The organism is Enterococcus sp. DIV1758 (assembly GCF_051711985.1).
GTDB classification, from domain to species: Bacteria; Bacillota; Bacilli; order Lactobacillales; family Enterococcaceae; genus Enterococcus; species Enterococcus faecalis.
In genome coordinates this window covers 185,303-197,435 of sequence record NZ_JBIOOA010000001.1, presented here as the reverse complement: position 1 = coordinate 197,435, position 12,133 = coordinate 185,303, and the positions used below count along the sequence as shown (strand labels likewise).

The 12,133-nt window shown below is 39.7% G+C and carries 17 protein-coding genes; all 17 read right to left on the bottom strand.

All coding sequences use genetic code 11. The annotated features are described in order from the left end of the window. Positions 1 to 4 precede the first annotated feature (4 nt). Positions 5 to 316: a 50S ribosomal protein L24 gene (gene rplX, locus IGJ52_RS00970; RefSeq protein WP_002356212.1), complete on the bottom strand. Its 312-nt coding sequence runs from the start codon at positions 314 to 316 to the stop codon at positions 5 to 7. 35 nt (positions 317 to 351) lie between these two features. Next, complete coding sequence (gene rplN, locus IGJ52_RS00965) at positions 352 to 720, bottom strand: 50S ribosomal protein L14 (protein ID WP_002356211.1); 369 nt, start codon at positions 718 to 720, stop codon at positions 352 to 354. A gap of 57 nt (positions 721 to 777) precedes the next feature. Then, positions 778 to 1,044 carry a 30S ribosomal protein S17 gene (gene rpsQ, locus IGJ52_RS00960; RefSeq protein WP_002359348.1) on the bottom strand — a complete coding sequence of 89 codons (267 nt, stop codon included), beginning with the start codon at positions 1,042 to 1,044 and terminating at the stop codon, positions 778 to 780. 23 nt (positions 1,045 to 1,067) lie between these two features. Further along, entirely contained in the window at positions 1,068 to 1,256 is a 189-nt protein-coding gene (rpmC, locus tag IGJ52_RS00955; RefSeq protein WP_002383858.1) for a 50S ribosomal protein L29, read from the bottom strand. After that, complete coding sequence (gene rplP, locus IGJ52_RS00950; protein ID WP_002356208.1) at positions 1,246 to 1,680, bottom strand: 50S ribosomal protein L16; 435 nt, start codon at positions 1,678 to 1,680, stop codon at positions 1,246 to 1,248. Before rplP ends, rpmC begins: the two co-directional genes overlap by 11 nt. 2 nt (positions 1,681 to 1,682) lie before the next feature. Further along, complete coding sequence (rpsC, locus tag IGJ52_RS00945) at positions 1,683 to 2,339, bottom strand: 30S ribosomal protein S3 (RefSeq protein ID WP_002356207.1); 657 nt, start codon at positions 2,337 to 2,339, stop codon at positions 1,683 to 1,685. Positions 2,340 to 2,405: 66 nt separating this feature from the next. After that, positions 2,406 to 2,753 carry a 50S ribosomal protein L22 gene (rplV, locus tag IGJ52_RS00940; RefSeq protein WP_002356206.1) on the bottom strand — a complete coding sequence of 116 codons (348 nt, stop codon included), beginning with the start codon at positions 2,751 to 2,753 and terminating at the stop codon, positions 2,406 to 2,408. A 21-nt stretch (positions 2,754 to 2,774) separates the two neighbouring features. Beyond that, on the bottom strand, positions 2,775 to 3,053 hold the full coding sequence (gene rpsS, locus IGJ52_RS00935; RefSeq protein ID WP_002356205.1) for a 30S ribosomal protein S19: 279 nt from the start codon (positions 3,051 to 3,053) through the stop codon (positions 2,775 to 2,777). A gap of 42 nt (positions 3,054 to 3,095) precedes the next feature. Continuing rightward, positions 3,096 to 3,926 (bottom strand): 50S ribosomal protein L2, encoded by an 831-nt coding sequence (gene rplB / locus IGJ52_RS00930; RefSeq protein ID WP_002356204.1) that lies wholly within the window; start codon positions 3,924 to 3,926, stop codon positions 3,096 to 3,098. A gap of 39 nt (positions 3,927 to 3,965) precedes the next feature. After that, positions 3,966 to 4,256, bottom strand: a complete 291-nt coding sequence (locus tag IGJ52_RS00925; RefSeq protein WP_002356203.1) for a 50S ribosomal protein L23 — start codon at positions 4,254 to 4,256, stop codon at positions 3,966 to 3,968. After that, positions 4,256 to 4,879: a 50S ribosomal protein L4 gene (gene rplD / locus IGJ52_RS00920; protein WP_002356200.1), complete on the bottom strand. Its 624-nt coding sequence runs from the start codon at positions 4,877 to 4,879 to the stop codon at positions 4,256 to 4,258. Before rplD ends, IGJ52_RS00925 begins: the two co-directional genes overlap by 1 nt. 25 nt (positions 4,880 to 4,904) lie before the next feature. Beyond that, the gene (gene rplC / locus IGJ52_RS00915; RefSeq protein WP_002356199.1) at positions 4,905 to 5,534 is read right to left on the bottom strand and encodes a 50S ribosomal protein L3; all 630 of its coding nucleotides are present in this window, start codon (positions 5,532 to 5,534) and stop codon (positions 4,905 to 4,907) included. A gap of 21 nt (positions 5,535 to 5,555) precedes the next feature. Further along, positions 5,556 to 5,864 (bottom strand): 30S ribosomal protein S10, encoded by a 309-nt coding sequence (rpsJ, locus tag IGJ52_RS00910; RefSeq protein WP_002389727.1) that lies wholly within the window; start codon positions 5,862 to 5,864, stop codon positions 5,556 to 5,558. A gap of 349 nt (positions 5,865 to 6,213) precedes the next feature. Next, positions 6,214 to 7,380, bottom strand: coding sequence for an SAM-dependent methyltransferase (locus IGJ52_RS00905; protein ID WP_002391607.1), 1,167 nt, complete (start codon positions 7,378 to 7,380; stop codon positions 6,214 to 6,216). Positions 7,381 to 7,650: 270 nt separating this feature from the next. After that, a complete protein-coding gene (gene thiD / locus IGJ52_RS00900) occupies positions 7,651 to 8,475 on the bottom strand; it encodes a bifunctional hydroxymethylpyrimidine kinase/phosphomethylpyrimidine kinase (protein ID WP_033600598.1) in 825 nt (274 codons plus the stop codon). 180 nt (positions 8,476 to 8,655) lie between these two features. After that, on the bottom strand, positions 8,656 to 9,843 hold the full coding sequence (gene tuf, locus IGJ52_RS00895) for an elongation factor Tu (RefSeq protein WP_002356194.1): 1,188 nt from the start codon (positions 9,841 to 9,843) through the stop codon (positions 8,656 to 8,658). A 150-nt stretch (positions 9,844 to 9,993) separates the two neighbouring features. Beyond that, positions 9,994 to 12,075 carry an elongation factor G gene (gene fusA / locus IGJ52_RS00890; protein ID WP_002356192.1) on the bottom strand — a complete coding sequence of 694 codons (2,082 nt, stop codon included), beginning with the start codon at positions 12,073 to 12,075 and terminating at the stop codon, positions 9,994 to 9,996. Positions 12,076 to 12,133 lie beyond the last annotated feature (58 nt).

Genomic DNA, 12,133 nt, shown 5'->3' with positions numbered 1-12,133 from the left:
ATTTTTATTTATCTAAAACTTCACCTGTTTTTTTAGAAACGCGGACTTTTTTGCCGTCGACTTCTTTAAACGCAACTTTAGTAGCTTCTCCGTTTGAAGGATCAATCACCATTACATTAGAAACATGAATTGGCGCTTCCACTTCAAGGATTCCACCTTGTGGGGCTGCTTGGTTTGGTTTTTGGTGTTTTTTAACGACGTTGACACCTTCAACGATAACTTTATCTTGTTTAGGAAACGCTGCTAAGACAACGCCTTCTTTGTTTTTATCTTTACCAGTGATAACTTTTACTTTATCGCCTTTTTTAACAAACATTACTGTTTCGCACCTCCTTTAACGTGGGCTCGAGATTATAATACTTCTGGTGCTAGAGAAACGATCTTCATGAAGTTGTTTTCACGTAATTCACGTGCAACTGGTCCGAAGATACGTGTTCCGCGTGGGCTTTTATCGTCACGGATAATTACCGCAGCATTTTCATCAAATTTGATGTAAGAACCGTCAGCACGACGAGCGCCAGATTTTGTACGAACGATAACGGCTTTAACTACTTCACCTTTTTTAACAACCCCACCTGGCGTTGCTTGTTTGACAGTAGCAACAATAACGTCACCGATGTTAGCAGTTTTACGACCAGATCCGCCTAGGACTTTGATCGTTAAAATTTCACGTGCGCCAGAATTGTCAGCGACTCTTAAACGACTTTCTTGTTGGATCACGATGTGTATCCCCCTTTCAGATTTTGTGCTTCAATCTATTAGGAAATTCTCGTTTTATTAGATAATAACTGCTTCTTCGACTACCTCTAGTAAACGGAAACGTTTTGTAGCTGATAATGGACGAGTTTCCATGATTTTTACGATGTCTCCAACTTTCGCTGTGTTGTTTTCATCATGCGCTTTATATTTTTTAGAATATTTCATACGTTTGCCATAGATAGGGTGGTTTTTCTTTGTTTCAACGACAACTGTGATTGTTTTATCCATTTTGTCTGATACCACGCGACCTTGGTAAACTTTACGTTGATTTCTTTCTTCAGTCATACGCGTTTGGCCTCCTTCCACTATTAGTTAGCTTGTTCACGCAATACTGTTTTGATGCGTGCAATCGATTGACGTACTTCTTTAATACGTGCAGTGTTTTCTAATTGACCTGTTGCTAATTGGAATCTTAAGTTGAACAATTCTTCTTTTAATTGTTTTTCTTTATCTAGCATTTCGGCAGTGGTTAATTCTCTGATTTCTTTAACCTTCATTCGATTCACCACCCATTTCCTCACGTTTTACGATCTTAGTTTTTACCGGCAATTTGTGAGATGCAAGACGAAGAGCTTCACGAGCTACTTCTTCAGGAACGCCTGCGATTTCAAACATGATTTTACCACGTTTAACTGGTGATACCCAGCCTTCTGGTGCCCCTTTACCTTTACCCATACGTACGCCGATAGCTTTACTTGTGTAAGACTTGTGAGGGAAAATTTTAATCCATACTTTCCCGCCACGTTTCATGTAACGAGTCATTGCAATACGGGCTGCTTCGATTTGACGGTTAGTAATCCAGTGAGATTCAGTTGCTTGTAAACCCCATTCACCAAATGCTACTTCTTTTCCGCCTTTAGCTTCACCGCGCATTTTTCCGCGGAATTCACGACGGTGTTTTACACGTTTAGGTACTAACATGATTATTTCCCTCCTTTCTCAGTGTTTTTTTTCGTTGGAAGAATTTCTCCACGATAGATCCACACTTTAACTCCTAGTTTTCCGTAAGTAGTGTCCGCTTCTTCCCATGCGTAATCAATGTCCGCACGTAATGTGTGAAGTGGTACAGTTCCTTCAGAGTATCCTTCTGAACGAGCGATATCCGCACCGTTTAGACGACCTGATACTTGAGTTTTGATTCCTTTAGCGCCAGCACGCATTGCGCGTTGGATCGCTTGTTTTTGAGCACGACGGAAAGCAACACGGTTTTCTAATTGACGTGCAATTCCTTCGCCTACTAATTTTGCATCTAAATCTGGTTTTTTGATTTCAACGATGTTGATGTGAACTCGTTTGCCAGTTAATTTGTTTAATTCTTTTCTTAGGTTTTCGACTTCAGATCCGCCTTTACCGATAACCATACCTGGTTTAGCTGTGTGAATTGAAATGTTAACACGGTTTGCAGCGCGTTCGATTTCAATTGTAGATACAGCAGCATCAGCAAGTTTTGTTGCGATAAATTTACGGATTCTTAAATCTTCGTGTAAGAATTCAGCATACTCTTTTTCAGCATACCATTTCGCATCCCAGTCGCGGATGATGCCTACACGCATTCCAATTGGATGTACTTTTTGACCCACTGATTGTCCCTCCTCTTAAATGTTTAAGCTCTGTTTTCATAAAGAAAACAGCCTATTTCATGAGACTTATTTCTCTGTTACAACTACTGTGATGTGACTAGTACGTTTGTTGATTGGTGAAGCTGAACCTTTTGCACGAGGACGGAAACGTTTCATTGTTGGTCCTTCGTTAACAAATGCTTCAGATACGACTAAGCTTTCAACGTCTAAGTCAAAGTTGTTTTCTGCGTTAGCAACTGCTGACATTAAAACTTTTTCAATGATTCCAGCAGACTTGTTCGGTGTGAATTTCAAGATTGAAATTGCATCCGCAACGCTTTTCCCTCTGATAAGATCGATTACTAAACGTGCTTTACGAGGTGAAGTGCGAACTGTTTTTGCAGTTGCTTTAGCTGATGTAATTTGTTCTGACATTTGCATATCCTCCCCTCAAAATTAGCGTTTAGTTTTTTTATCGTCAGCAACGTGGCCACGATAAGTTCTAGTTGGTGCAAATTCACCTAATTTATGTCCTACCATGTCTTCTTGAATGTAAACAGGGACATGTTTCCGTCCATCATATACAGCGATTGTGAAACCTACGAATGATGGAAAAATTGTAGAGCGGCGAGACCAAGTTTTAATTACTTTTTTCTTTTCGGCACCTTGTTGTGCTTCGACCTTTTTCATCAAATGATCATCGACGAAAGGTCCTTTTTTTAAACTACGACCCATGGTGAACCTCCTCTCAAAATGTACGACACATGGTCAAAAAAATTATTTAGTACGACGACGAACGATAAGTTTGTCTGATTTAGCTTTTTTATTACGTGTTTTGTATCCAATTGCTGGTTGACCCCATGGAGATACTGGCGCTTTACGTCCAATTGGTGTTTTACCTTCACCACCACCGTGTGGGTGATCGTTAGGGTTCATTACGCTACCACGAACAGTTGGGCGTTTACGCATCCAACGAGAGCGGCCAGCTTTACCAATGTTGATTAATTCGTGTTGTTCGTTACCAACTGAACCGATTGTTGCACGGCAAGTTGCTAAGATCATACGAACTTCGCCAGAGTTTAAGCGGATTAATACGTATTTGCCTTCTTTACCAAGTACTTGCGCGCTTGTTCCAGCTGAACGGATTAATTGTCCACCTTTACCAGGTTTCATTTCAATGTTGTGGATAACTGTACCAACTGGAATGTTTTCCAATGGTAATGCGTTACCTACTTTAATATCTGCTTCTGGACCAGATACTAGGCGCATGCCTACTTCTAATCCTTTTGGTGCTAAGATGTATGCCTTAACCCCGTCTTCGTAATGAACTAACGCGATGTTAGCAGAACGGTTTGGATCGTACTCGATCGTTTTAACAACCGCTGCGACGTTATCTTTATTACGTTTGAAGTCAATCACACGGTATTGACGTTTGTGACCGCCACCTTGGTGACGAACCGTAATGCGACCGTTGTTGTTACGACCGGCATTGTTTTTTAATGGCTGTAACAATGATTTTTCTGGTGTTGAAGTTGTGATTTCAGCGAAATCAGAACTTGTCATGTTACGACGGCCATTTGTGGTAGGTTTGTACTTTTTAATCGCCACGTCTTATTTCCCTCCTACGTTGATATTGTTCAGGACTGCTTATTCAGCAGCTTCGAATAATTGAATTTCTTTTGAATCTTCAGTTAATGTAACGATCGCTTTGCGACGTTTTTTTGTATAACCTGCATATTTACCCATGCGTTTGAATTTTGGACGCACGTTTAAGATGTTTACGTTTGCTACTTTAACATCGAATGCTGATTCAACAGCTTGTTTTACTAAAGTTTTGTTTGCGCGAGTGTCCACTTCGAAAGTATATTTCTTTTCGTCCATAGCTAACATGGATTTTTCAGTGATCACTGGGCGTTTGATTACGTCTAGTAATTCCATTATGCAAGCACCTCCTCAATTTGAGTAAGAGCTGTTTGTGTTGCCAAGACTTTGTTAGCTGACACAACATCTAACACACTAACGTTATCAGAAGTTACTACAGAAACGTTTGGTAAGTTACGAGCTGATAAAGCTGCAAAGTCGTTACCATTTTCTAAAACAACTAATACTTTAGTATCGATAGACAAGTTAGCAAGAACTTGTTTGAATTCTTTTGTTTTTGGTGCATCGAAGCTTAAACCTTCTACTGCTACCAAGTTATTTTCAGCAACTTTGTCTGATAATACAGATTTCATTGCTAAGCGACGAACTTTTTTAGGAAGTTTGTAGCTGTATGAACGCGGTGTTGGTCCAAAGACTACGCCACCTCCACGCCATTGTGGTGAACGGATTGAACCTTGACGAGCACGACCAGTTCCTTTTTGACGCCATGGTTTGCGGCCACCGCCACGAACAGCGCTACGGTTTTTAACTGCGTGTGTTCCTTGTCTTAATGAAGCACGTTGCATGATGATTGCATCATAGACAACACTTTCATTAGGTTCGATTCCGAAGATTTCTTCATTTAAAGTGATTTCACCGTTTTGAGTTCCATCTTGTTTGAATAATGCTACATTCGGCATTCCTTAGTTCCTCCTTTCCCTACACTTATTTAGCTTTCACAGCTGATTTGATTGTGATTAAAGATTTTTTCGCTCCAGGAATGTTTCCTTTGATTAAGATAACATTTCTTTCTACGTCCACTTTAACAACTTCAAGGTTTTGAATTGTTACGCGGTCGCCACCCATACGGCCGGCTAGTCGTTTATTTTTAAATACACGGTTAGGCGCTACTGGACCCATTGACCCAGGACGACGGTGATAACGAGAACCATGAGACATAGGTCCGCGGCTTTGGCCGTGACGTTTAATTGCCCCTTGGAATCCTTTACCTTTCGTAGTACCTGTAACATCAACAACGTCTCCTGCTTGGAAAACATCTACTTTGATTTCTTTACCTACTTCATATTCTCCTAGCTCAACATTCTTGAATTCTTTAATGAAGCGCTTAGGAGCCGTGTTTGCTTTTGCAACATGACCTTTCGCAGGTTTGTTTGATAAAACTTCACGTTTGTCTTGGTAACCAACTTGGATAGCTTCGTATCCGTCAGTTTCAACAGTTTTTACTTGTAAAACTACGTTTGGCGTAGCTTCAACTACTGTTACTGGAATTAATTCACCAGACTCAGTAAAGATTTGTGTCATTCCCACTTTTTTCCCTAAGATTCCTTTGGTCATGAGTACACCTCCATCTTAATTTTATAGTTTGATTTCAATATTAACACCAGACGGTAAGTCAAGCTTCATTAGAGCGTCAACTGTTTTTGGTGTTGGGTTCACAATGTCAATTAGACGTTTGTGAGTACGCATTTCGAATTGTTCGCGAGAATCTTTGTATTTATGAGTCGCACGAATAACTGTGTAAAGTGAGCGTTCTGTTGGTAATGGAATCGGACCTGATACGTCAGCTCCAGTTCTTTTTGCTGTTTCCACAATTTTATCCGCTGATTGATCTAAAATACGGTGTTCATACGCTTTTAAACGGATACGAATTTTTTGTTTTGCCATCTTGTTCCCTCCTTCGCCTATTTTAAAAGTAGACATAGCTCCACGAAAATTTATCCGGCATGCTCGTTCATGGCAAAGCGTCCGAGCGTGTCGCAACCTCTCGCTTCACAGCCGGCAAATCAAATCGTTGATCTACCAATGCTTTTTACACTCCTGTAAACAGCACCTTTTTGATTATACTATGAAAGGATAGTGTTAGCAAGGATTTTCTGCGTTTTTTTGAAAGAATTTTTTCTTGTTTTGAAAAGCATTTGTTTTGTTTTTCAATTCTTTTCATTCTATTTTTATAAAAAAAAGAATTTGGGATTCCTTTTTTACCAGAATCTCAAATTCTTTCTTTTTTATTCTATTAACCAATCCGGCGCATTGGAATATCATTGTTATCTGGATGAACCAATAAATATTGAATAACATCAATATTGCTTGCTTGGAATGAGGCTGCACATGCTTGCAAATATAAGTCCCACATTCGATAGAAGCGCTCCCCTTTTTCGTCAACAATTTCTGCTTCTATATTATGGAAGTTTTTTGTCCAATGTTCCAACGTCAATTGATAATCTCTGCGCAAACTTTCCAAGTCAATCACTTGCAAGTCATTTTCTGTCATATGACCGACTAGCTCAGTGACACCAGGAATATAGCCACCAGGGAAAATATAACGATTAATCCAAGCATTTTTAGCCCCACCTTGTTGGCGACTGATACCATGAATCAACGCCGTACCTTTAGGCGCTAAGTTTCGTTGAACGACGTCAAAATATTCATGTAGATTTTCTGCACCGACATGTTCAAACATCCCAACACTCGTAATATGGTCAAAAGACTCTCCTTTTAAATCACGATAATCCATCAATTTGACAGTCATTCGATCTTGCAGACCTTCTTTTTCTATAATATGGCGAATATGATGAAATTGCTCTTCACTTAATGTAATCCCAGTTGCTTTGGCTCCGTATTCTTTCACCGCAGTTAAAATTAACGTGCCCCAGCCGCAGCCAATATCCAGTAAAGTGTCGCCCTCTTTGATAAACAATTTATCTAAAATATGATGCACTTTATTCACTTGCGCTTGTTCTAATGTATCTTCAGGCGTTTTAAAATAAGCACATGAATACGTCATTGTTTGGTCAAGCCATTTTTTGTAAAAATCATTTCCTAGATCGTAATGGCTGTGAATATCCTCTTGCGAACGTTTTTTTGAATGACTTTCTTTAGGAAGCCATTTAATAAATTTAGCATTGTGTAAAAAGCTATCCTTTTGGTTATACACATCATAAATCAGCGCTTGGATATCGCCTTCGATTTCAATTTTGCGATCCATGTAGGCTTCCCCTAAAGTTAACGAAGCGTTATTCAGTAAATCCTTCACAGGAATTTTTTCATTGAATACAATTTTAAAAACCGGATCCCCCGACCCTTGCCCATACTCTTTGACAGTACCATCCCAGTATGTGACTTGTGTCTTTTTTGAAAAAGACCATTTAAACAGTTGACTGTACGTTTCTTTTTCTAACATTGCATTCCCTCCATTAAATACCATTTGAAGCCAAAACAAAAAGGAGTAGCTTTCGGTAGTTCGTCAAAACAAACACCACAGTCCGTTCTAAACTGAAGCACAGAAAAGTTAACACCCCTTCTATGTTCCGCTTCTTTTTTTGCAATTACAGTTCTATTCTACTCCTCTTTTAAAAATTTGAACATTCTTTTAACGTAATACCTACTATTGTTATTCTTTATCACAAAAAAACTAGAGCCAGTCCTTGACAGACTCCTCTAGTTCTAAACATTATGCTTTCTTACGCATCCGTTGTTCCGCATGGGTGTATGCACCATGCCACACGTGCCCCACATAAGGATTAACTTGAATACCGTGTTTAATCGCCGCCGCTACAAATTTTTTTGCTAAAGTTACTGCTTCTAACACCGAATAACCTTTCGCCAAGCCAGCTGTGATCGCCGCTGAAAAAGTACAACCTGCACCATGATTATAATCAGTAGGATATAATTCATTTTCCAAAAGATGCGCGGTGTGACCATCGTAAAACAAGTCCAGTGCTTTTTCACCAGCTAAGCGATGTCCCCCTTTAACCACGACATGTTTGGCTCCCATTTGTACAATTCGTTTTGCCGCTTCTTCCATCTCCGCCACGGAAGAAATTTCGCCTAAACCAGATAAGATGCCCGCTTCAATTAAATTAGGCGTAGCAACTAATGCTAATGGCAGTAAATCGTTTTTTAGGCCTTCCACACTTTTGGGTTGCAGAATTTGTGCCGTTCCCTTACAAGCAATGACTGGGTCAATCACGACTTTTTGAATTTTTTCTTGTTTAATGTATTTGCTAGCCATTTTAATATTTTGTTCATTGCCCATCATCCCTGTTTTCAAGGCCGCTACTGGACCGCCTGCAAAAACCGAAATCAATTGTTTTTCTAAGAGCGTTTCTGGCAATTCAGTTACTTCATGTGACCAGCCTGTCGTAGGATCCATCGTCACAATCGAGGTTAAACTTGAAAATCCAAAAACTCCATACTCTTCAAATGTTTTTAAATCTGCTTGAATCCCTGCCCCTCCAGTTGAATCGGAGCCTGCAATCGACAATACTTTTTCCATTAAATCACCTAACCTTTTTCTCCAAGTATACTGAAGAAACAAGTCTGCTAAAACAGCCAATTGGCTTATTTTTTAGCCAGCCAATTTCTAAACAAAAAAAGACCAGAGAATAAATTCTCTGGTCTTACGTCCGAATACCCCAGTTTTTCACGCTGGTTAAAACTATAGTTAAAAAGTTAATTATTTAACGATTTCAGTAACAACGCCTGAACCTACAGTACGTCCGCCTTCACGAATAGAGAAACGAGTTCCGTCTTCGATAGCGATTGGGTGAATTAATTCAACGTCCATAGCAACGTTATCACCAGGCATTACCATTTCAGTACCTTCTGGCAATTCTACAACACCAGTAACGTCTGTTGTACGGAAGTAGAATTGAGGACGGTAGTTAGTGAAGAATGGAGTGTGACGTCCGCCTTCTTCTTTTGATAATACGTATACTTCAGCTTTGAATTTTGTGTGTGGAGTGATTGTAGCTGGTTTAGCTAATACTTGTCCACGTTCGATATCTTCACGTGCTACACCACGTAATAAAGCACCGATGTTGTCGCCTGCTTCAGCGTAGTCTAATAATTTACGGAACATTTCAACACCTGTAACAGTTGTTTTAGATGTTTCGTCTTTAATACCAACGATTTCAACTTCGTCACCAACGCGAACTTCACCACGTTCAACACGGCCTGTAGCAACAGTACCACGTCCAGTGATTGAGAATACGTCTTCGACTGGCATCATGAATGGTTTGTCAGTATCACGTTCTGGAGTTGGGATATATTCGTCAACTGCAGCCATTAATTCTAAGATTTTTTCTTCATAAGACTCGTCGCCTTCTAAAGCTTTCAAAGCAGAACCTGCGATAACTGGAACATCATCGCCTGGGAAATCGTATTCTGATAATAAGTCACGAACTTCCATTTCTACTAATTCTAATAATTCTTCGTCATCAACCATATCCATTTTGTTTAAGAATACAACGATGTATGGTACACCAACGTTACGTGATAATAAGATATGTTCACGTGTTTGAGGCATAGGACCATCAGCAGCAGAAACTACTAAGATAGCTCCGTCCATTTGAGCAGCACCAGTGATCATGTTTTTAACGTAGTCCGCGTGTCCTGGGCAGTCAACGTGTGCATAGTGACGAGTTTCAGTTTCATATTCGATATGAGAAGTGTTGATTGTGATTCCACGTTCTTTTTCTTCTGGAGCGTTATCGATAGAATCGTAGCTTTGTGCTTCCCCGCCACCGTGTTTTGATAATACAGTAGCAATTGCAGCTGTTAATGTAGTTTTACCATGGTCAACGTGTCCGATAGTACCAATGTTAACATGGGATTTAGAACGGTCAAATTTTTCTTTTGCCATTTTGAATGTTCCTCCTAAAAATATAAATTTTATTGTTTGTTTTATATGTGATAGACGTTACTAAAAATCGTCTGATCATCATAAGCTATTTTACACGAAATCTTGAAAAAAGGATAGTTCTAAAAACAAACCTTTTATTCTCAAGGAAAATTATGCGTTGCCGCCGTTTTTCTTGATGATTTCTTCTTGAACAGACTTAGGTACGTCTTCATAGTGGTCAAATACCATCATAAATGTACCGCGTCCTTGTGTTGCTGAACGTAATGTTGTAGCATAACCAAACATTTCAGCTAAAGGTACCATCGCATTAACGATTTGAGAGTTACCGTGTGCTTCCATACCTTCAACACGTCCACGACGACTTGTTACGTGTCCCATGATATCACCTAAGTAATCTTCAGGAACAGTAATTGTAACTTTCATCATTGGTTCTAAAATAACTGGGTTTGCATTTTTAGCCGCAGCTTTCAATGCCATAGAAGCAGCTACACGGAAGGCCGTTTCATTTGAATCGACATCGTGGTATGAACCATCGTAAAGTTTTGCTTTGATATCAACTAATGGATAACCAGCAAGAACACCGTTGTTCATAGAGTCTTCTAACCCTTTTTCAACTGCTGGGATGTATTCACGAGGAACCACACCACCGACAATTGCGTTTTCAAACTCGAAGCCTTTACCTTCTTCATTTGGTGTAAATTCAACCCATACGTGACCGTATTGTCCTTTACCACCAGACTGACGAACGAATTTACCTTCTGCTTTAGTCGCAGCACGGAATGTTTCGCGGTAAGATACTTGAGGAGCACCTACGTTAGCTTCAACTTTGAATTCACGTTTCATACGGTCTACTAAAACGTCTAAGTGCAATTCACCCATACCAGAGATAACTGTTTCACCAGTTTCAACGTTTGTTTCAACGCGGAATGATGGATCTTCTTCAGCAAGTTTTTGTAGAGCCACGCCCATTTTATCTTGGTCAGCTTTTGATTTAGGTTCAACAGCGACTTGGATAACTGGATCAGGGAATTCAATAGATTCAAGAATAACTGGTGCATCTAATGCACATAATGTATCACCAGTTGTTGTGTCTTTCAGACCAACAGCAGCAGCGATATCACCAGAGTACACTTTGTCAATTTCTTGACGAGTGTTGGCGTGCATTTGTAGGATACGACCGATACGTTCTTTTTTGCCTTTTGAAGCGTTCAATACGTATGAACCACTTTCAAGGACACCAGAATAAACACGGAAGAAAGTTAAACGACCTACGAATGGGTCAGTCATAACTTTAAATGCTAATGAAGCGAAAGGTGCTTCGTCATCAGCTGGACGAGTTGTTTCTTCGTCTGTTTTAGTATCGATCCCTTTGATAGCATCGATATCTAATGGAGATGGTAAGTAATCAAGAACAGCGTCCAACATTAATTGAACCCCTTTATTCTTGAATGCTGAACCAGCTAATACAGGGAAGAACTCAACGTTGATTGTTGCTTGACGGATACCAGCGACTAATTCTTCTTCAGTGATTTCTTCACCTTCAAGATATTTCATCATTAAGTCTTCGTCAGTTTCAGCAACAGCTTCAACTAATTTTTCGCGCCATTCTTGCGCTTTTTCTAAATAATCTTCAGGAATATCAGTTTCTTGAATATCTGTTCCCAAATCATTTGTGTAGATTTCAGCTTTCATTTTAATCAAGTCAATGATTCCAGTGAAGTCTTCTTCAGCTCCGATTGGAATTTGAATTGGATGAGCGTTTGCTTGTAAACGATCATGTAATGATTCTACTGAATAGAAGAAGTCCGCACCGATTTTATCCATTTTGTTACAGAATACAATACGAGGAACTTTATATTCAGTCGCTTGACGCCAAACAGTTTCTGTTTGAGGTTCTACACCTGATTGAGAGTCAAGAACTGTTACCGCACCATCTAATACGCGTAGAGAACGTTGTACTTCAATTGTGAAGTCCACGTGTCCTGGAGTATCGATGATATTTACACGGTAGCCTTTCCACTGTGCAGTTGTCGCAGCGGATGTAATCGTGATACCACGTTCTTGTTCTTGTTCCATCCAGTCCATTTGTGAAGCACCTTCATGGGTTTCACCGATTTTATGGATTTTACCAGTGTAGTACAAGATACGCTCAGTTGTTGTTGTTTTACCAGCATCAACGTGGGCCATGATACCAATGTTACGAGTTTTTTCAAGTGAAAATTCTCTTGCCATTTTGTATGTTTACTCCTCTCTTTATTTAAATCGATTGTAAATTGACTTTCTGCTGCCA

Excerpts from the sequence above, each read along its gene's own strand:
- rplX (WP_002356212.1), bottom strand. The coding sequence starts at position 316 with ATGTTTGTTAAAAAAGGCGATAAAGTAAAAGTTATCACTGGTAAAGAT.
- rpsQ (WP_002359348.1), bottom strand. The coding sequence starts at position 1,044 with ATGACTGAAGAAAGAAATCAACGTAAAGTTTACCAAGGTCGCGTGGTA.
- rpmC (WP_002383858.1), bottom strand. The coding sequence starts at position 1,256 with ATGAAGGTTAAAGAAATCAGAGAATTAACCACTGCCGAAATGCTAGAT.
- rplP (WP_002356208.1), bottom strand. The coding sequence starts at position 1,680 with ATGTTAGTACCTAAACGTGTAAAACACCGTCGTGAATTCCGCGGAAAA.
- rplV (WP_002356206.1), bottom strand. The coding sequence starts at position 2,753 with ATGTCAGAACAAATTACATCAGCTAAAGCAACTGCAAAAACAGTTCGC.
- rpsS (WP_002356205.1), bottom strand. The coding sequence starts at position 3,053 with ATGGGTCGTAGTTTAAAAAAAGGACCTTTCGTCGATGATCATTTGATG.
- IGJ52_RS00925 (WP_002356203.1), bottom strand. The coding sequence starts at position 4,256 with ATGGAATTACTAGACGTAATCAAACGCCCAGTGATCACTGAAAAATCC.
- rplD (WP_002356200.1), bottom strand. The coding sequence starts at position 4,879 with ATGCCGAATGTAGCATTATTCAAACAAGATGGAACTCAAAACGGTGAA.
- rplC (WP_002356199.1), bottom strand. The coding sequence starts at position 5,534 with ATGACCAAAGGAATCTTAGGGAAAAAAGTGGGAATGACACAAATCTTT.
- rpsJ (WP_002389727.1), bottom strand. The coding sequence starts at position 5,864 with ATGGCAAAACAAAAAATTCGTATCCGTTTAAAAGCGTATGAACACCGT.
- IGJ52_RS00905 (WP_002391607.1), bottom strand. The coding sequence starts at position 7,380 with ATGTTAGAAAAAGAAACGTACAGTCAACTGTTTAAATGGTCTTTTTCA.
- thiD (WP_033600598.1), bottom strand. The coding sequence starts at position 8,475 with ATGGAAAAAGTATTGTCGATTGCAGGCTCCGATTCAACTGGAGGGGCA.
- tuf (WP_002356194.1), bottom strand. The coding sequence starts at position 9,843 with ATGGCAAAAGAAAAATTTGACCGTTCTAAATCCCATGTTAACATTGGT.
- fusA (WP_002356192.1), bottom strand. The coding sequence starts at position 12,075 with ATGGCAAGAGAATTTTCACTTGAAAAAACTCGTAACATTGGTATCATG.